An 18,180-nucleotide genomic window follows, 5' to 3' on the forward strand; every position below is an offset into this window, starting at 1 on the left:
GGGAAGGAGCTTTCAGTGTAGCGATGATTATTTTGCTGAAAAGCGCATATTCTTGCTTCCGAGCCCGACTATTTTTGTTGAGTAAGCCATGCTTCGTGAACTCAAGACCTTTATCCGCGTTGCCCGCGAAGGCACCTTTGTCGCCGCCGGCCAGCAGGTGGGGCTGACCCAGTCGGCGGTCAGCGCGCAGATGCGCGTGCTGGAGCAGAACCTCGGGGTGCGCCTGTTCGATCGCAGTGGGCGGGCCGCCGTGCTGAATGCGGCGGGTCGCCATGCGCTGCCCCTGGCCGAGCAGATCCTCGCCTTGTACGGGCAGATGGCCCTGTCGACGAGCGCCGCCGAGTGGCAGGGGGAGTTGCGTATCGGCGCCATTGCCACGGTGCAGACCGGTTTGTTGCCCCAGGCCTTGCCGCGCTTTCGCCAGGCGGCGCCACGGGTGGAGTTGAAGCTGGTGCCGGGCGTTTCCCTCAATCTGCTGGGCCAGGTGGATGCCGGTGAGCTGGACCTGGCGCTGTTGATCAAGCCGCCGTTCGAGCTGCCCAAGGAGTTGCTGGAGATTCCCCTGGCCAGCGAGCCCTTTGTGCTGATCGCGTCGCTGCATCTGCCGGGGGATGACCCGCTGCAATTGCTCGCCGAGCAGCCATTCGTACGGTATGACCGGGCATCCTTTGGCGGGCGGCTGGTCAGTCAGTTTCTGCGGGAACAGCGGATACAGGTACGCGATGCGCTGGAGCTGGATGAGCTGGAAGCGATTGCGCGGATGGTGGAGTGCGGGCTGGGGGTGTCGCTGGTGCCCCGGGCGGGACTGTGGTTGCAGCGGGCGGATCAGTTGCGGGTGATCGGGTTGGGCGAGCTGACTTTCGAGCGGCAGTTGATTGCGGTGTTGCGTCGCGCCCAGCGGCAGCCGGCGCTGGATTGTCTGCTGGAGTGTCTGCGTCAGCCGGTATAACGGCCTGTTCGATTCCTTGCAAACGGCACCAACCCTTGTAGGAGCAGGGCTTGCCCGCGGCCCTGAAGGCCACTAAAAGCTTCGCGGGCAAGCCCTGCTCCTACAGGAACGGTGTTCGGTCTTAACTGTGTGGCTTAGAACGCCGGTACGATCGCGCCCTTGTACTTCTCGAGGATGAAGGCTTTCACTTCAGGGCTGTGCAGCGCCGCGACCAGCTTCTTCATCGCGTCCGAATCCTTGTCGTCCTCGCGGGCCACCAGGATGTTCACGTACGGCGAGTCGCTACCCTCGATGATCAGTGCGTCCTTGGCCGGGTCCAGCTTGGCTTCCAGGGCGTAGTTGGTGTTGATCAGGGCCAGGTCGACCTGGGTCAGCACGCGCGGCAGGGTGGCGGCTTCCAGTTCGCGGATCTTCAGGTCCTTGGTGTTCTCGACGATGTCTTTGGGCGTCGACAGGATGTTGGTGGCGTCCTTCAGCTTGATCAGGCCGGCTTTCTGCAGCAGCAGCAGGGCGCGGCCGCCGTTGGTGGCGTCGTTCGGGATCACCACATTGGCGCCGCCTGGCAGGTCGGCGAGTTTCTTGTACTTGCTGGAGTAGGCGCCCAGGGGCTCCACATGCACGCCGGCAACGCTGACCAGGTGGGTGCCCTTGCTCTTGTTGAACTCATCCAGGTACGGCTGGTGCTGGAAGAAGTTGGCGTCCAGGCGTTTCTCGGCCACTTGCACGTTCGGTTGCACGTAGTCGGTGAAGACCTTGACCTTCAGGTCCACGCCTTCCTTGGCCAGGGCCGGTTTGACGAACTCGAGGATTTCCGCGTGGGGGACCGGCGAGGCGGCAACGGTCAGGGTTTCGGCGGCGTGGGCCGAGAGGGCGGCAACGGCGGCAAAGGCAGCAATCAGTTTTTTCATCGAACGACTCCATGTGAGGGGCGCATGCCGGCCTGGGGCCGGCTTATTCAGGTGTAAAAGGCGGATTTTACTTACGGGAAAAGTGCACCACCAGCCGGTCGCCGATGCTCTGCAGCACCTGCACCAGGACGATCAGCATGATCACCGTGACCACCATGACATCGGTCTGGAAACGCTGGTAACCATAGCGGATCGCCAGGTCGCCGAGGCCGCCGGCACCGACCACACCGGCCATGGCGGTATAGCTCACCAGGGTAATGGCGGTCACGGTAATCGCCGCGAGAATGCCCGGCCGGGCTTCCGGCAACAGCGCATTGAGAATGATCTGGCGGGTGGTCGCGCCCATCGCCTGGGTGGCTTCGATAATGCCCCGGTCGACTTCGCGCAGCGCGGTTTCCACCAGCCGCGCGAAGAACGGCGCGGCGCCGATCACCAGCGGCGGGATGGCCCCGGCCACGCCCAGGGAGGTGCCGGTGAGAAGCACGGTGAACGGAATCATCACGATCAGCAGGATGATGAATGGCAGCGAGCGCACCACGTTCACCACGAAGGCCAGGATCGCGTAGGTAGCCTTCTGCTCCAGCAACTGGCGCGGGCTGCAGAGGAACAACAGGATCCCCAGGGGCAGGCCCAGCAGGATGGTGAACACCAGCGAGGTGCCGAGCATCAGCATGGTATCGCCTGTGGCTTCCCAGATATCCGCCCAGTCGACGTTGGCGAAGAAATTCAGAAACAGGTCCATCAGCGCAGTACCTCCATATGGACGTCGGCGGCGGTGAAGCGCGCGAAGGCGGCCTCCATGTCGCCGCCGGTGACGGCGAGCGTCAGTTGCCCATAAGGGGTGTCCTTGATGCGGTCGATGCGCCCGGCAAGGATGCTGTAGTCCACGCCGGTTTCACGGGCGACGGTACCCAGCAGCGGCGCGTAGGTGGCTTCGCCCTGGAAGGTCAGACGCACTATACGGCCCGGCACATGGGCGAAGTCGTCACGCTGCTCGCTTTCGTCGATCTGTTCGTCTTCCTGGACGAAGCGGCGAGTGGTCGGGTGCTTGGGGTGCAGGAACACCTCGGCCACCGGACCCTGTTCGACGATCACGCCGGCATCCATCACCCCGACCACGTCGCAGACCCGGCGGATCACGTCCATTTCATGGGTGATCAGCACGATGGTCAGCTTCAGCTCGCGATTGATCTCGGCCAGCAGTTGCAGGACCGACGCGGTGGTTTGCGGGTCGAGGGCGCTGGTGGCTTCGTCGCACAGCAGGATCTTCGGCTTGGTCGCCAGGGCGCGGGCAATGCCGACCCGCTGCTTCTGGCCGCCAGACAACTGGGCCGGGTATTTCTTCGCGTGGTCGGACAGGCCGACCCGTTGCAAGAGTTCGGCGACCCGCTGGTCGATCTCACGCCGGGACAGCTCGCCGGCCAGGGTCAGCGGCAGCGCGACGTTGTCGGCCACGGTCTTGGAGGCCAGCAGGTTGAAGTGCTGGAAGATCATCCCGACCTGTTGGCGGAAACGCCGCAGGCCATTGGCGTCGAGCGCCGTGACCTCTTCGTCGTCGACGATGATCTGGCCGCCGCTGGGGGCTTCCAGGCGATTGATCAGACGCAGCAGGGTACTTTTTCCCGCGCCGGAATGACCGATCAGGCCGAAGACCTGGCCGTTCTCAACCCGCAGGTTGGTGGGGTGCAGGGCGGGAATATCCTTACCGGCGACCCGGTAGGTTTTATGGACGTTATGAAACTCGATCACGTAGCGAACCTTGTGGGGCGCAATGGAAAAAGGTCAGCGGTTAGCCGGGCGGGCATTTTAGCCTGTCCGTATAGGTCGTCTTAGCATTTATTTCGCATTCTACCTTTAATTTGGGCATATCTCGATCAGCGGCGGTCGTCGCGCCGGGCGCCGTCGAGTGGCGGTATTGGCTGGCAGTCTCCCCATCAGCGGGTAACGGGTTTACATCGATTGTGCTGTGTTGTGTAGGAGGTTTCTTTTGTGTGAAGTTCAGGGTCTTATAGTAGCGAGTGGATCCAATTCGGCTTCTGGATGTTAATATTTTGAATCGGCTTTTTCCGAGACTTGTTGTTTTTGTTCAAGTAGGCTTTTAACTAATCCGGCTCCCGAAGTGGGGTGTTATCTTCGGGTGTTACAAGTTTCTTGATTGAAATTTGTGAATTGAGTGTTTAGCCGGAAAGCAATGGATGGCCTTAGTCGTTTTATTTGTTTGACACGGAATTTCCGTGTTTCCGATAAGTTTGGAAACAATAAATAAGGTGATCGCATTGAAACCACTCAAGACCATGGTTATGGGTTTGCTTGCCCTGTCGATTCATAATATCGCAGCCGCCAGTGATAGTTCGACGGGTTCGTCGAGCGCCCAGAATATTATCTCCTCTCAAAAACTGCTGATGTTCGGCCCCCCTTCCGCACAGGGGCTTCCGGAGACGTTTGAGGCCTGGCCACGCCTGATGGCCGATGCCCTGGAGCCCGAGGAGATAGAGCGGCAGCGGGCAGGTATTGCTTTGGCTTATCTGGATATCGCGGCCGTTACGCAAGATGAGGACGTTCAGGCCAAGGTGGGTCAGCTGTTTGCCGAGCAGATACCTGTTTTGCTGAAAATGGACGGTGATAATGCCAAGTTGAAGGGGCAGGTTGCCGCTTTGTTTGGTATCGCCGGTTCCTCGCGCTATACGCTGTTTTACCGAAAAAATAACGCCCAGGTAGAGGTCCAGGGTTTCGATGATTTGAACACGCAGGAACAGATTGCCGCACTCGAAGAACAAGTGCTGAAGTGGCAGTCCGGGCAAGATGGGCATACGGCCACTGAGGCGGAAGAAGGCGTCGCGACATTACAGGGATCGGCAGAATATCCACCTGCCGGTGCTCCGGTGCAAGTAAGTTCTTCGGATTTTACAGCGGTGCCGAGCCTGACATTCAACTTGTCTCAAACGGGCCGCAGGGGTGAAGTCTCGACATTGGCCAATATCGAGATCATCAGAAGTGCCCTGCGCGCTCAAGACAAGAAGTTCATTATTATCAAGGGTAATCCGACGACGATTAAATCGGAGAGAAATGGCATTCTCACACCGATACCCGGTGTCAGGAATCTCTGGGCCTCCTATCTGCCCCAGACGTACCGGGTAAGCCATGTGGTCGAGGCCGCCGGTGCCGGTCCGGGCCTGGTGAGATTTGCTCCCCCGAGTGATGGCCGAACGGAGTTCAGTTACAACGAGACGCAGACCCGTGGTTTCACCATCGGTGGCTCGGTAGGTGCCGAATTCGGACCCGGAGCGACGGATAAGGCCACCTACGTGGCCAAATCCCCTTTCAGTCTGGGTGCCAGTTATGAGCACACCAATAGCAAAACCCTGGCGACCAGCTTCAAGGACTACTCGTTGTTGGCATCGTCAAATAACCGCGGCGCGCATTGGGTGGCCCCCATCGCACCTCGTCTCAGAAGTGCGTTGATTGACAGGGTCACCGCCAACGGGCCGATTCTGACAGAGAGTCGCATGACGCCGATGATGCGCCAGGCCAGCCTGGAAACCTACAGTGTCTGGGAGTTACCGGGCAGTTACAGCGGCAATGCGAAAGTGATAGTCGGTGCCGGCTATGACCTCCAACTGGATGAATGGTGGCGGGATCGGACCCAGATCAAGAAGAGGAGCGAATTGGTCAACTATGCCCATAACAGTGAGTTTGTCCTGGATTTATCAAGTCCTTACCTGACTCGCGAGATGTCGGTGCTTATCCGCTCCCAGGACGGTGCCGGAAGATGCCTGGTCGAGTCGGGGAGCACGGTGACGCTTGCCGCGTGCAATGCCCAGCAAAAAAGCCATCTATGGGGACTCGACTCGGAAAGTCGTTATGTAAACCGTGGGTCTGGAAAGTGCCTTGCGTTGCAGGAGCGCTCGGGTGCGCTGTCGACTGAAACCTGCCGTATCGACAATCGCCAACAATGGGAGTGGCGTGCCGACCGGATTCATTCGCTCTATAACCTGGACTGGCGGCTGTTTGTCCAGGGGACGCGACCCTCGGCAAAGCCGGACGGCTCGATGGCCTTCGACGATGTGCCGGTCAACGCCTTCAACCGCTTCAATATCCCGTGGGCCAGTTATCCCGGAGCGCCTTCGGCGGGCGACGTGATGCCCAACGAAAATGGTGTTTCGCCGCAGGTCAGCCCGGACTGGGTTTCGACCTACAGAAACCCTATCGATGCACGTCAGCGGTGGCGTATCGAGATACTGCGTGATGGGCTGTAATCGCGGGCTCGGATAATGTTTCACCCGCCGCTTGAGGAGCAAGCGGCGGGCGCCGGCTTCAAGGCTTGCGTGGGCTCAAGACCACCTGGGCCTTCACCTGCCGGTCGATCTGCTTGTCGATCGTCAGCGCAAAATCGGCATCGAGCTTCTTCACACGTTTTTCCAGCAAGGTCGCCAGCCACGGGTAATCCTGGGTGCGCGGCACCTGGAAGGTCACCGTGCACTGGTAATTCACCACGTCCGCCGCCAGCGCACCCATCTGTTTGCGCAGTTGCGCAATGTCCTGGATGTTCAGGGCAATGGTGCTGCTCTCGGCGCTCGGATCAATCAAGCGTGCTGCTGGTTTGGCTTCGGCAGCCTTGAGCGCGGCCTCGGCCTTTTCCAGCTCGGCCTTGCGTGCCTGGGCAATCGCACCGTTGACCCCGCCGGTCAGGGCCGGTGCCTTGGGCATCAGTGCCCGGGCACGGCTCAGGGCCGTGGCGGCGGCGTTGACGTCGCCTTTTTGCAGGACGATCTGGCTGCGTTGCAAATAGGCTTCGGCCAGCTGCCGCTGGTAGGTCACCCATTGGGGATCGTCCGGCGACTGCGTCTGCAAGGCACCCAATTGGTCCTCGGCAGTGGCCAGTTCATTGCTGCTGATGCTCTGCTCCAGCGCGGCGATGGCCGCGACCCGGGCGTCGGGCACCGAGGTGTCCACCGGCGGGGTGCTCTGGCAGGCGCCCAGCAGCAGGGAAAATGCGACAAGGAGCAGATAACGGGAGGCGAACGGCTTCATTCCTGCGACTCTCTAATTGCGCAAAAAACGAGCAAGTCTACACCCCTCTGCGTGGCAGGACAAAACTCAGCAGAAACAGGCCGGCGGCCGTGACCACGATGGACGGCCCCGCCGGGGTGTCCTTGAACCAGGAGAGCGCCAGACCACCGCACACCGCGAGCATGCCGAGCAGGCTGGCACCCAGGGCCATCTGCTCCGGCGAACGGGCGTGGCGCTGGGCGGCGGCGGCCGGGATGATCAGCAAAGAGGTGATCAGCAGCACGCCGACGATCTTCATCGCCACTGCAATCACCACCGCGATCAGCAGCATCAGCGCCATGCGCAACGACGCCACCGGCAAGCCTTCCACCGTGGCGAGTTCTTCATGCACGGTGATCGCCAGCAGCGGCCGCCAGAGGCTGATCAACAGCACCAGCACCGCCGCGCTGCCACCGAGGATCCAGTACAGGTCAGTGGTGCTGATGGCCAGCAGGTCGCCGAACAGGTAACCCATCAGGTCGATCCGCACTTCATGCATGAAGCTTAGTACCACCAGGCCGAGGGACAAGGTGCTCGGTGCAAGAATCCCCAGCAGGGTGTCGGAGGCCAGGGGCTGGCGTTGTTGCAAGGTCACCAGCAACACCGCCAGCAGCAGGCAGCCGACGGTCACCGCCAGGGTCGGGCTGACGTCCAGCAGAAAGCCCAGGGCCACGCCGAGCAGGGCTGCGTGGGACAAGGTGTCGCCGAAATAGGCCATGCGCCGCCAGACCACGAACGAACCCAACGGGCCCGCCACCAGCGCCAGGGCCAAGCCTGCAAGCAGGGCGTAGAGCAGGAAATCAGCCATGCTTGCAGCTTTCTCCATGAACGTGGGTGTGGGCCGCCGGGGCCGCGTCGCTGACCACGGCGCCATGCAGGTCGTGGGCGTGGTCATGGTGGTGGTGATAGATCGCCAGGCTCTGGGCGTTCTGCCCGAACAGCTCGACGAAGGCCGGGTCGCCGCTGACCTGCTCGGGATGGCCGGAGCAGCAGACATGGCGATTGAGGCAGACCACCTGGTCGGTGGTGCTCATCACCAGGTGCAAGTCGTGGGAGACCATCAGTACGCCGCAGCCGTGGCGGTCGCGCAGGCGGGTGATCAGGCTGTAGAGCTCGGCCTGGCCGGCGACATCGACGCCTTGCACGGGTTCGTCGAGCACCAGCAGTTGCGGTTCGCGCAACAGCGCGCGGGCCAGCAGCACCCGCTGCATTTCGCCGCCGGAGATGCTTTGCACCGGGCTGTCGATCACCTGTTCGGCACCGACTTCGCCCAGGGCCGCCATGGCCCGCGCGCGGTCGACGCCCGGCACCAGGCGCAGGAAGCGCAGCACCGACAGCGGCAGGGTCGGGTCGACATGGAGTTTCTGCGGCATATAGCCGACCCGTAGTTTCGGCTTGCGCCAGACCGTCCCGCGATCCGGCTTGAGCAGCCCGAGTACGGCACGCACCAGGGTGGTCTTGCCGGCGCCGTTGGGGCCGATCAGGGTGACGATCTGCCCGGGCTCGACGCTCAGGTGGATATTGTCGAGCACATTCTGCCCGGCAAAGGTCACGCCCACCTGCTCGAGGCGAATCAGCGCAGTGCTCATCAGGCCCCCTGGCAACCCGAGCAGAGCCCGATCACTTCGACGGTCTGGGCCTCGACGGCGAAACCGACGTCGCGGGCGCTGCCGATAATGGCGTCGCTGATGGCTTTTTGTTCCAGCTCGATGGCGGCGTGGCACTGGCGGCAGATCAGGAATTGGCCCTGGTGGGCGTGTTCCGGATGATTGCAGCCGACAAAGGCGTTGAGCGAGGCGATGCGATGGACCAGGCCGTTGTCCAGCAGGAAGTCCAGGGCGCGGTAGACGGTCGGCGGCGCGGCGCGGCGGCCGTCCTGCTCGCTCAGTACCGCGAGGATGTCATAGGCGCCCAGGGGCTTGTGGCTCTGCCAGACCAGCTCGAGCACCCGCCGCCGCAGGGCGGTCAGGCGCAGGCCCTGGCGTGCGCACAGGGCATCGGCGTCGGACAGCGCGCTGTGCACGCAGTGAGAGTGATCATGGGGACGACTGGCGAGAGGGGTTTTGGGCATGAGCGGCGACGGCGTTTGTGAGAGACGTTATTATGTTACCTGTTCCTGCCGCCTTGAGTGTTCATCGTGCCCCGTCTTTTTGCCTTTTTTGTCGCGATCAGTGCCAGTTTGTTGGTGATTTCCCCGGTTCAGGCGCAAGTCAGCGTACTGACCAGCATCAAGCCCCTGCAGTTGATTGCCGCCGCCGTGCAGGAGGGCGTCGACACCCCTGAAGTACTGCTGCCGCCGGGCGCTTCGCCGCACAACTACGCGTTGCGGCCTTCCGATGTACGCAAGGTGCAGTCGGTGGATTTGCTCTACTGGATCGGCCCGGACATGGAAAGCTTCCTGCCCCGGGTGCTCAAGGGCCGCAGCCTGCCAACCGTCGCGGTGCAGGACCTGGCGGGGATGAAATTGCGCCGGTTCGCCGAAGATAGCCACTCCCACGCTGAAGATGCCGACGAGCATGATCACGATCATCGCCCGGGCACGTTGGATGCGCACCTGTGGCTATCGACAGTGAATGCCCGGGTGATTGCCGCGCGCATGGCCGCGGACCTGAGTGCGGCCGATCCGGCCAATGCGCAGCGCTATCAAGGCAACGTGAAGGCCTTCGATGCGCGGCTCGATGCCCTGGATGCGCGGTTGAAGGCGCGTCTGGCGGATGTGGTGGGCAAGCCGTACTTTGTCTTCCATGAGGCCTTCGATTACTTCGAGGATGCCTATGGGCTCAAGCACACCGGCGTGTTCAGCGTGGCCGCCGAAGTGCAGCCGGGCGCCCAGCACGTGGCGGCGATGCGCACGCGTTTGCAGGAAGTGGGCAAGACCTGTGTATTCAGTGAGCCACCGTTGCGTCCGCGCCTGGCGGAAACCCTGGTGAGCGGCTTGCCGGTGAAGCTGGCCGAGCTGGATGCCCTGGGTGGCTATACGCCGGCGTCGGCCCATGGCTATGAGCAGGTGTTGGAGAAGCTGGGTAATGACCTGGCGGGGTGCCTGGAGCACTTGTAGGAGCGAGCTTGCTCGCGATGGCCGTCAACGATAACGCGGGGAACCTGATGCCCCGCGGCGCCTGGACTACCATCGCGAGCAAGCTCGCTCCTACATTGCGAACGGCAACGAGCAGCTGACCTGCTGGCGCTGGGCCAGGCGGCGCTGGAATTCCATGGGGTCATGGATCAGCACGTCCTGCCCGGCAAAGGACTCGGCGGCAATCAGCCGCGACAGCCAGAAACGTACACAGCCCACCCGCAACATGGTCGGCCACAACTCGGCTTCACTCGCGGTAAACGGCCGCAGACCGGCATACGCGCCCAACAGTGCCCGGGCCCGTTGCCCGTCGAGTACCCCGGCGTCATCCGAACACCAGTCGTTCAAGGCAATGGCCACGTCGTAGAGCATCGGCCCGGAACAGGCGTTGTAGAAGTCGATCAACCCGGTCAGGTGGGTGCCTTCGAACATCGCATTGTCGCGGAACAGGTCGGCGTGCAGGTTGGCCCTTGGCAGCGCGAGGATCTGCGCCTTGTACCGGCCAATCTCCTCCAGCGCCGCTTGCAGCAAGCCGCGCGCCTCCTCGTCCAGGTGCGACTTCAGCTTCTCGCCCTCTTCGAGCATCCAGTCCAGGCCGCGATCGGTCTTGCGCTCGATGATCCTGTCACGGGTCGCCAGGTGCAGATGACCGAGCAGCTCGCCGACCTGGGCGCAGTGCTGGGCGTTGGCCACCTTGATGTGCTTGCCGGCCAGTCGCGGTTGCAGCAACGCCGGCTTGCCGGCCAGTTCGCGCAGGGCCTGGCCGTCGGTGGTGCGCAAGGCATAGGGGACCGGCAGGTCGGCGTCATGCAGCACGTCGAGCAGTTCGATGAAGAACGGCATTTCCTGCACCGGTCCGCGTTCAACCAGGGTCAGGACGTATTCACCCTTCTCCAGGCTGATGAAGAAATTGGTGTTTTCACTGCCGGCGGCAATTCCCTGGAAATCGAGCAGACGACCGAGCCCATAAGGGGCGAGAAAGGTTTCCAGCTCGGGCCGAGCCAGGGGGGTGAACACAGACATGGTTAAAACTGCCAGTACGGGCGCCGCTCAAGGCGGCGCCGATTAAAGTTAAGGGCTTACTTCCACTCGAAGATCTTCCACGCTGGAATCAGCATATCGGGCTGGTCCGAGCGGATATAGTTTGCATCAGTACCATCGGCACGGACCAGAAAGTAGGGCTTGCCACCTTTGGGGGTGACCTTGATGGCGTACAGAAAGCCATTTACCCGGTATTCCTGGATCGTTTTGTCACCTTCCGTGTGAATCGTCACTTCTGGTTCGGCTGAAGGCGCATCCGACGCGGCCATGACGGCCAGCGGCGCGAGCGCAAGCAAGCCGCCCAATAACAGGCGATTGAGTTTACGCATGATAACCTTGTCCCTTTGTCGTCAACGGTCCGGCTATTCTAGCGCCGCACCCGCCGAAAAGGTTGATCGTACTCATGAACCAAGCTCCTCTCGTCCTGGTGGACGGTTCTTCCTACCTGTATCGCGCCTTCCACGCGATGCCGCCGCTCACCACGTCCAAGGGGTTGCCCACCGGGGCGGTCAAGGGCGTGCTGAACATGCTCAGAAGCCTGCGCAAACAGTATCCGCAAAGCCCCTTCGCGGTGGTTTTCGACGCCAAGGGCGGGACCTTTCGCGATGAAATGTATGCCCACTACAAGGCCAACCGCCCGAGTATGCCCGACGATATGCGCGTGCAGATCGAGCCGTTGCACGCCAGCGTGCGTGCCATGGGGTTCCCGTTGCTGTGCGTGGAAGGCGTGGAAGCCGACGATGTGATCGGCACCCTGGCCCGCAGTAGCGCGGCCGCTGACCGTCCGGTGGTGATCTCCACCGGTGACAAGGACATGGCGCAGTTGGTCGACGGGCACATTACGCTGGTCAACACCATGAACGAAACCTCCATGGATGTGGAGGGCGTAAAGGCGAAGTTTGGCGTCGCTCCCGAACAGATCATCGATCTGCTGGCGTTGATGGGTGACTCTTCCGACAACATTCCCGGAGTCAAGGGGGTCGGCGAGAAAACCGCCGTGGCCTTGCTGGTGGGGGTCAACGGTGGTTTGAAAGAACTCTACGAGCAGCTCGACCAGGTGCCGAACCTGCCGATTCGCGGGGCCAAGACCTTGCCGGCCAAGTTGCTTGAGCACAAGGAGATGGCGTTCCTGTCCTACCAGTTGGCGACCATCAAGGTCGACGTGCCGCTGGAGATCGGCCTGGACGACCTGCACTTGGGCGAGCCGGATCGGGAAAAGCTCGCCGAGCTGTATGCCGAGCTGGAATTCAAGAGCTGGATCGACGAGTTGCAGCGTGAAGCCAAGCGCATTGAGTTGGCCGCTGCGGCGGCGCCTGCGGCGGACAACGCCGGGCTCTTCGACGCCGGGCCGGCGGACGCTGTCCCGCCAGTGGCCGAGGCTCCCAGTGAGCCACAGTACGAAACCATCCTCGACCAGGCCCGCTTCGATGCCTGGCTGGAGAAACTCAAGGGCGCCAAGCTCTTTGCCTTCGACACCGAAACCACCGGGATCGACGCGCAGCAGGCGCAGTTGGTCGGTGTTTCCTTCGCCGTACAGGCCAATGAAGCGGCCTATGTGCCGCTGACCCATTCCTACATCGATGCGCCGCAGCAACTGGATCGCGACAGCGTGTTGCGGGCCTTGAAGCCGCTGCTGGAAGACCCGGAAAAGCTCAAGGTCGGCCAGCACGCCAAGTTCGATATGAATATCCTCGCCAATTGCGCCATCGGCGGCGACCCGGCGTGCGGTATCACGGTGCGCGGCATCGCCTTCGACACCATGCTCGAGTCCTACGTGCTCAATGCCACGGCGACCCGGCACGATATGGACAGCCTGGCGAAGAAGTACCTCGACTACGACACCGTCAGCTTCCAGGACATCGCCGGCAAGGGCGCCAAGCAACTGACCTTCGACCAGATCGCCCTGGAACAGGCCGGGCCCTATGCCGCCGAAGACGCCGATGTGACCTTGCGCCTGCACCAGGCCTTGCATAAGCAACTGGCGGCGACGCCGAGCCTGCTCAGTGTGCTCACCGATATCGAAATGCCGCTGGTGCCGGTGCTGGCGCGGATCGAGCGCCAGGGCGCGCTGGTGGATGCCGAGTTGCTCGGGGTGCAGAGCATCGAGCTGGGCAAGAAGATGGTGGAGCTGGAGCGCGAGGCATTCGTGATCGCCGGCGAAGAGTTCAATCTCGGCTCGCCCAAGCAGTTGGGGGCGATCCTCTACGAGAAACTCGGCCTGCCGGTGCTGAAGAAGACCGGCAAGGGGCAGGCGTCCACGGCTGAAGAAGTACTGGCCAAGCTGGCCGAGGATGACTATCCGTTGCCCAAGGTGCTGATGCAGTACCGCTCCATGAGCAAGCTGAAAAGCACCTACACCGATCGCCTGCCGGAACAGATCAATCCGCGTACCGGGCGTATCCACACCTCCTACCACCAGGCGGTGGCGGCCACAGGACGCTTGTCCTCCAGCGATCCGAACCTGCAGAACATCCCGGTGCGCACCGCCGAGGGCCGGCGCATTCGCCAGGCGTTCATCGCGCCCAAGGGCTACAAGCTGCTGGCAGCAGACTATTCGCAGATCGAACTGCGGATCATGGCTCACCTGTCCAAGGACGAAGGCCTGCTCAATGCCTTCCGCCACAACCTCGACGTGCACACGGCGACGGCGGCGGAAGTGTTCAAGGTCGAGTTGGGCGCGGTGACGTCCGACCAGCGCCGCAGCGCCAAGGCCATCAACTTCGGCCTGATCTATGGCATGGGCGCGCAGAAGCTGGGCAAGGACATCGGCGTCGACACCAAGACCGCCAAGGCTTACATCGACGTGTATTTCGCTCGCTACCCGGGGGTTCGCGAATACATGGAGCGCACCCGCGGCCAGGCCTCGGAGCAGGGTTATGTCGAAACCCTGTTCGGGCGTCGGCTGTACTTGCCGGAGATCCACTCCAACCGGCCCCAGGAGCGTGCCGGCGCCGAGCGCACGGCGATCAACGCGCCGATGCAGGGTACGGCGGCGGACATCATCAAGAAGGCCATGGTGGCGGTGGATAACTGGCTCTGCGAATCCGGCCTGGATGCCCGGGTCATCCTCCAGGTGCACGATGAACTGGTGCTGGAGGTGCGTGAGGATCTGGTGGAAGAGGTCAGCGAGAAGATTCGCGCCTACATGAGCGGCGCGGTGCAGCTGGATGTGCCGTTGCTGGTGGATGTGGGCGTGGGCAACAACTGGGATGAGGCGCACTGAGTCCGACATTTGCCGCGACATGGCGTCGCGGCAAAACACCATCGAAAGGCCATTAGTTCAGAAATAGGCGGCACTTATGCCAAATAGTTTTTGAAGATTTTCGGAACTAAATCGGCAAAACGACACTCAGAGTTACTGAATGGCTGGTGAAGCCCTTCGATGCTCCTATGTTGTGTTAAGTGTTGGCAGATATTCCGGACGCCGCCCTAGCGGTTCGGAACTTGGACCCCGAACTTCCCCTCCCCATACGAAGTCCGGGGTTTTTTTTGCCCCCAAACTGGCTGTGGCACGCTCATGCTGCGTTAAAAGCGCGGCGTGAAAGACTCATTTACAGCCAGTAAACTTCGCCTTTCACGCCGCGCTTTTGCCTTGCCTGAGCGCACCACAGCCAGTTTGGTGTCCGTCTGTCGGGCCTCAAAAGCGAGCCTTATTCCGCCGCCGCTTCTGCGCCCTTGTCCGCCAGTTCCATCCAGTCCGCCAATACAGTGTAGGCCTCTTCCAGGCCCTGGCGCTTGGGCGCCGAGAACAGCTGGATACTGATGGCGTCACCCCAGCCCTTGCGGATTTCCGCCTGGACCTTGAGCAAGGTGTTCTTCGCCGCGCCGTAGGTCAGCTTGTCGGCCTTGGTCAGCAGGATGTGCATCGGCATGCCGCTGGCCACCGCCCAATCGAGCATCAACAGGTCGAAGTCGGTCATCGGATGGCGGATGTCCATCATCAGGATCAGACCCTTCAAACTCTCCCGGCCACCCAGGTAGGCTTCCAGGTGACGCTGCCAGTGCAGCTTCAGCGGAATAGGAACTTTTGCATATCCGTAGCCCGGCAGGTCGACCAGACGCCGATCATCGTCTAGCTTGAAGAAGTTCAATAGCTGTGTGCGACCCGGGGTTTTCGAGGTGCGCGCCAGGCTCGCATGGGTCAGGGTGTTGAGGGCGCTGGATTTGCCGGCGTTGGAACGGCCGGCAAAGGCCACTTCAAAACCTTCGTCGTCCGGGCACTGGTCGACTTTGGCGGCGCTGAGCATGAAGGTGGACTGTTGGCACAGGCCGAGAATGGGGTTCTTGAGTTGCATGGGATTTCCGATATGGGCGGTGCCGGGGATGGACGCGGCAGCAGTGTCATTTCCGTTTCAGTAGCGCCAGTATATAATGCCGCAGATTTTGTGTGTGCTTTGTCCCTGCATAGGATAAGGCCCACGGGGGCGATAGACCTAGACCGCGCAGTAGAACGCGGTACGTTCCCAACCCTGAGAAGGTCATTGATGACCCAATGGCTGCTGGCCGCCGGGCTCTTGATGCCGCTTTACAGCGCGCAGGCTACACAGGATCCGGAAGCCGTGTACAACCGTGTTTGTGGTGCCTGCCATGCCGGACAGCTGCCGATGGCCCCTCAAAAGGGTGACCAGGCGGCCTGGAAGCCAAGATTGGCGCAAGGTATGGAGACGCTGGTGCAACACGTGACCCAGGGTTTCAAGGCGATGCCGCCGCGTGGTTTGTGCATGGACTGCAGTACCGAGGATTACCGAAGCATCATCCAGTGGATGAGCGAGTAAGCCCGGTCCATAACTCTTAACCCTTAGCCGTAGTTGGATTAGCTGATGAACAAACTGATCGTGAGTCTGCTGTTGACCCTGGGGATCACAGGCCTGGCCCAGGCCGCCGGCGATGCCAAGGCCGGTCAGGCCAAGGCCGCTGTCTGCGGAGCCTGCCATGGGCCCGACGGCAACAGCATGGCCCCCAACTTTCCGAAACTCGCCGGCCAGGGCGAGCGCTACCTGACCAAGCAGATGCAGGATATCAAGTCGGGCAAGCGCACGGTGCTGGAAATGACCGGCCTGCTGACCAACCTGAGCGATCAGGACCTGTCCGATATCGCCGCCTACTTTTCCAGCCAGCAAGGCAGCGTCGGCGCCGCCGATCCCAAGGTCGTGGCCCGCGGCGAAGAGCTGTTCCGCGGCGGCAAGCTGGACCAGGGCATGCCCTCCTGCATCGGTTGCCACTCGCCCAATGGCGCGGGCAACGCCGCCGCCGGTTTCCCGCACCTGGGCGGCCAGCATGCGCAATACATCGCCAAGCAGTTGACCGACTTCCGCGAAGGCAACCGCAGCAACGACGGCGATACCATGATCATGCGCAGCATCGCCGCGAAGATGAGCAACAAGGATATCGAAGCCGTTTCCAACTACGTACAGGGCCTGCACTGAGGCTCTGACGGTCAGGTTCGCGGGGGATTGTCATCTTTGGCAACGTTAATGATCGATTAATCCGCTGCTGCAACGATAAAAGGGTGGCCTTGGCCGCCCTTTTTTGTGGCCGCTGCCGTTACACTAATTATCGAACTAGAGCCCGCCCCGGTCTGTCTGAGTTACAGGTCGCGTCTGGGGCCACTTTCCATGTCCAGGAGCAAAGCATGCGTAATCTGATTCTCAGCGCCGCACTCGTCACCGCCAGCCTGTTCGGCATGACGGCCCAGGCCGCCGATGTGCCACTTGAGGCCGGCAAGACCTACGTGGAACTGAGCAACCCTGTACCGGTTGCCGAGCCGGGCAAAATCGAAGTGGTCGAGTTGTTCTGGTACGGCTGCCCGCATTGCTACGCTTTTGAGCCGACCATCAACCCTTGGGTCGAGAAGCTGCCCAGCGATGTGAATTTCGTGCGTATTCCGGCGTTGTTCGGAGGCCCCTGGGATGCCCACGGCCAGCTCTTCGTGACCCTGGACACCATGGGTGTCGAGCATAAGGTCCACGCCGCGGTGTTCAATGCCATCCAGAAGGAACACAAGCAACTGGTCAAGCCTGACGACATGGCTGACTTTGTCGCCACCCAAGGCGTAGACAAGACCAAGTTCCTGGAAACCTTCAACTCTTTCGCCGTGAAGGGCAAGATGGCCCAGTATCGTGATCTGGCCAAGAAGTATGAAGTCAGTGGCGTACCGACCATGATCGTCAACGGCAAGTACCGCTTCGACCTCGGCACTGCTGGTGGTCCAGAAGCCGCACTGAATGTCGCCGACCAGCTGATCGCCAAGGAGCGGGCCGCCATGACGGCGGCCAAGTAAGGCCGCCGCCGTGATCGGGCGCTGGGGGACGGAGCGTCTCGTTGGCCTGCATGAGCCCAAGGTCAACGAGCGTCACCTGGAGAGCACCGGCCTGCCGGCGGACAACCGCCTGCGCCTGCTCAGTTTCAATATCCAGGTGGGCATCAGCACCCAGCGTTATCGACATTACCTGACCCGTGGTTGGCAACACCTGCTGCCCCATACCGGGCGGGCGGACAACCTGCAGAAGATCGGCGGCCTGCTCGCCGATTTCGACCTGGTGGCCCTCCAGGAGGCCGACGGTGGCAGCCTGCGTTCAGGCTATATCAATCAGGTCGAGCACCTGGCCCAGCTCGGGGCCTTTCCCTACTGGTACCAGCAACTCAATCGCAACCTCGGGCGCCTGGGCCAGCACAGCAATGGCGTGCTGAGCCGTTTGCGGCCCTCGGCGATCGAGGATCATCCCTTGCCGGGGCCGGCCGGGCGCGGAGCCATTCTCGTGCGCTTTGGCGAGGGCTCGGAAGCCTTGGTGGTGGTGATGATGCACCTGGCCCTGGGGGCGCGGGCGCGTACCCGGCAACTGGCCTATATCCGCGAGCTGATCGGCGGTTTTCGGCACCTGGTGCTCATGGGCGACATGAACACCCAGGCCAGCGACCTGCTGCTACACTCGCCTTTACGCGACCTCGGTTTGCTCGCACCGCAGGTGGAAGCCACGTTTCCCAGTTGGCGTCCACAACGTTGCCTGGACCACATTCTGCTTAGCCCCAGCCTGACGCTGGAGCGAGTCGAGGTGCTGGCCCAACCTATTTCCGATCATTTGCCGGTGGCCGTCGAAATTCGCCTGCCAGGCTCCATCGGTTCTGATACGTTGCCGGCCTTGAGTAGCTAAATCTCG

General features: G+C 61.8%; 18 protein-coding genes. 8 read left to right on the top strand and 10 right to left on the bottom strand.

Translation table 11 applies throughout. The features are described 5' to 3' along the window. Positions 1 to 88: 88 nt before the first annotated feature. A complete protein-coding gene (locus M5C71_RS21495; RefSeq protein ID WP_248768677.1) occupies positions 89 to 949 on the top strand; it encodes a LysR family transcriptional regulator in 861 nt (286 codons plus the stop codon). Positions 950 to 1,083: 134 nt separating this feature from the next. Here M5C71_RS21495 and M5C71_RS21500 read toward each other — a convergent pair whose 3' ends face one another. The 3 genes from M5C71_RS21500 to M5C71_RS21510 all read right to left on the bottom strand — a co-directional run bounded on the left by M5C71_RS21500 (position 1,084) and on the right by M5C71_RS21510 (position 3,606). Next, positions 1,084 to 1,857 (bottom strand): MetQ/NlpA family ABC transporter substrate-binding protein, encoded by a 774-nt coding sequence (locus M5C71_RS21500; RefSeq protein WP_103496263.1) that lies wholly within the window; start codon positions 1,855 to 1,857, stop codon positions 1,084 to 1,086. Positions 1,858 to 1,924: 67 nt separating this feature from the next. Next, positions 1,925 to 2,599: a methionine ABC transporter permease gene (locus M5C71_RS21505; RefSeq protein WP_103496264.1), complete on the bottom strand. Its 675-nt coding sequence runs from the start codon at positions 2,597 to 2,599 to the stop codon at positions 1,925 to 1,927. Further along, complete coding sequence (locus M5C71_RS21510) at positions 2,599 to 3,606, bottom strand: methionine ABC transporter ATP-binding protein (RefSeq protein WP_103496265.1); 1,008 nt, start codon at positions 3,604 to 3,606, stop codon at positions 2,599 to 2,601. Before M5C71_RS21510 ends, M5C71_RS21505 begins: the two co-directional genes overlap by 1 nt. Before the next feature lie 485 nt (positions 3,607 to 4,091). Between M5C71_RS21510 and M5C71_RS33760 the strand changes: the two genes are divergently transcribed. Further along, positions 4,092 to 6,113 carry a ricin-type beta-trefoil lectin domain protein gene (locus M5C71_RS33760; protein ID WP_248768678.1) on the top strand — a complete coding sequence of 674 codons (2,022 nt, stop codon included), beginning with the start codon at positions 4,092 to 4,094 and terminating at the stop codon, positions 6,111 to 6,113. Positions 6,114 to 6,171: 58 nt separating this feature from the next. On the opposite strand, the gene M5C71_RS21520 is transcribed toward M5C71_RS33760, so the two are convergent. The 4 genes from M5C71_RS21520 to zur are packed head-to-tail and all read right to left on the bottom strand — an operon-like array spanning position 6,172 to position 8,977. After that, positions 6,172 to 6,888: a PA5502 family lipoprotein gene (locus M5C71_RS21520; protein WP_248768679.1), complete on the bottom strand. Its 717-nt coding sequence runs from the start codon at positions 6,886 to 6,888 to the stop codon at positions 6,172 to 6,174. A 37-nt stretch (positions 6,889 to 6,925) separates the two neighbouring features. Continuing rightward, positions 6,926 to 7,714 (bottom strand): zinc ABC transporter permease subunit ZnuB, encoded by a 789-nt coding sequence (gene znuB / locus M5C71_RS21525; protein WP_100940005.1) that lies wholly within the window; start codon positions 7,712 to 7,714, stop codon positions 6,926 to 6,928. Continuing rightward, complete coding sequence (gene znuC, locus M5C71_RS21530; RefSeq protein WP_103496268.1) at positions 7,707 to 8,495, bottom strand: zinc ABC transporter ATP-binding protein ZnuC; 789 nt, start codon at positions 8,493 to 8,495, stop codon at positions 7,707 to 7,709. Before znuC ends, znuB begins: the two co-directional genes overlap by 8 nt. Then, positions 8,495 to 8,977: a zinc uptake transcriptional repressor Zur gene (gene zur, locus M5C71_RS21535; protein ID WP_103496269.1), complete on the bottom strand. Its 483-nt coding sequence runs from the start codon at positions 8,975 to 8,977 to the stop codon at positions 8,495 to 8,497. The genes znuC and zur overlap by 1 nt, the downstream gene beginning before the upstream one ends. Positions 8,978 to 9,043: 66 nt before the next feature. Here zur and M5C71_RS21540 point away from each other — a divergent pair, with 66 nt between their 5' ends. Continuing rightward, the gene (locus M5C71_RS21540) at positions 9,044 to 9,964 is read left to right on the top strand and encodes a zinc ABC transporter substrate-binding protein (RefSeq protein WP_103496270.1); all 921 of its coding nucleotides are present in this window, start codon (positions 9,044 to 9,046) and stop codon (positions 9,962 to 9,964) included. A gap of 90 nt (positions 9,965 to 10,054) precedes the next feature. Here M5C71_RS21540 and M5C71_RS21545 read toward each other — a convergent pair whose 3' ends face one another. Continuing rightward, positions 10,055 to 11,005: a homoserine kinase gene (locus tag M5C71_RS21545; RefSeq protein ID WP_152736529.1), complete on the bottom strand. Its 951-nt coding sequence runs from the start codon at positions 11,003 to 11,005 to the stop codon at positions 10,055 to 10,057. A gap of 56 nt (positions 11,006 to 11,061) precedes the next feature. Then, positions 11,062 to 11,352, bottom strand: a complete 291-nt coding sequence (locus tag M5C71_RS21550; RefSeq protein ID WP_103496272.1) for a DUF2782 domain-containing protein — start codon at positions 11,350 to 11,352, stop codon at positions 11,062 to 11,064. A gap of 74 nt (positions 11,353 to 11,426) precedes the next feature. Between M5C71_RS21550 and polA the strand changes: the two genes are divergently transcribed. Further along, a complete protein-coding gene (gene polA / locus M5C71_RS21555) occupies positions 11,427 to 14,246 on the top strand; it encodes a DNA polymerase I (RefSeq protein ID WP_248768680.1) in 2,820 nt (939 codons plus the stop codon). A gap of 427 nt (positions 14,247 to 14,673) precedes the next feature. Here polA and yihA read toward each other — a convergent pair whose 3' ends face one another. Beyond that, positions 14,674 to 15,318: a ribosome biogenesis GTP-binding protein YihA/YsxC gene (gene yihA / locus M5C71_RS21560; protein WP_103496274.1), complete on the bottom strand. Its 645-nt coding sequence runs from the start codon at positions 15,316 to 15,318 to the stop codon at positions 14,674 to 14,676. A gap of 189 nt (positions 15,319 to 15,507) precedes the next feature. Between yihA and M5C71_RS21565 the strand changes: the two genes are divergently transcribed. The 4 genes from M5C71_RS21565 to M5C71_RS21580 all read left to right on the top strand — a co-directional run bounded on the left by M5C71_RS21565 (position 15,508) and on the right by M5C71_RS21580 (position 18,174). After that, positions 15,508 to 15,798: a c-type cytochrome gene (locus tag M5C71_RS21565; protein WP_103496275.1), complete on the top strand. Its 291-nt coding sequence runs from the start codon at positions 15,508 to 15,510 to the stop codon at positions 15,796 to 15,798. A gap of 45 nt (positions 15,799 to 15,843) precedes the next feature. Beyond that, a complete protein-coding gene (locus tag M5C71_RS21570; RefSeq protein WP_103496276.1) occupies positions 15,844 to 16,449 on the top strand; it encodes a c-type cytochrome in 606 nt (201 codons plus the stop codon). Between the two features lie 206 nt (positions 16,450 to 16,655). Next, complete coding sequence (locus M5C71_RS21575; protein ID WP_103496277.1) at positions 16,656 to 17,303, top strand: thiol:disulfide interchange protein DsbA/DsbL; 648 nt, start codon at positions 16,656 to 16,658, stop codon at positions 17,301 to 17,303. Positions 17,304 to 17,313: 10 nt separating this feature from the next. Next, entirely contained in the window at positions 17,314 to 18,174 is an 861-nt protein-coding gene (locus tag M5C71_RS21580) for an endonuclease/exonuclease/phosphatase family protein (RefSeq protein WP_177103892.1), read from the top strand. The last annotated feature ends 6 nt before the right edge of the window (positions 18,175 to 18,180 follow it).

Origin of the sequence: Pseudomonas sp. MWU12-2345, from assembly GCF_023242385.1 — a bacterium.
GTDB lineage: Bacteria > Pseudomonadota > Gammaproteobacteria > Pseudomonadales > Pseudomonadaceae > Aquipseudomonas > Aquipseudomonas gingeri_D.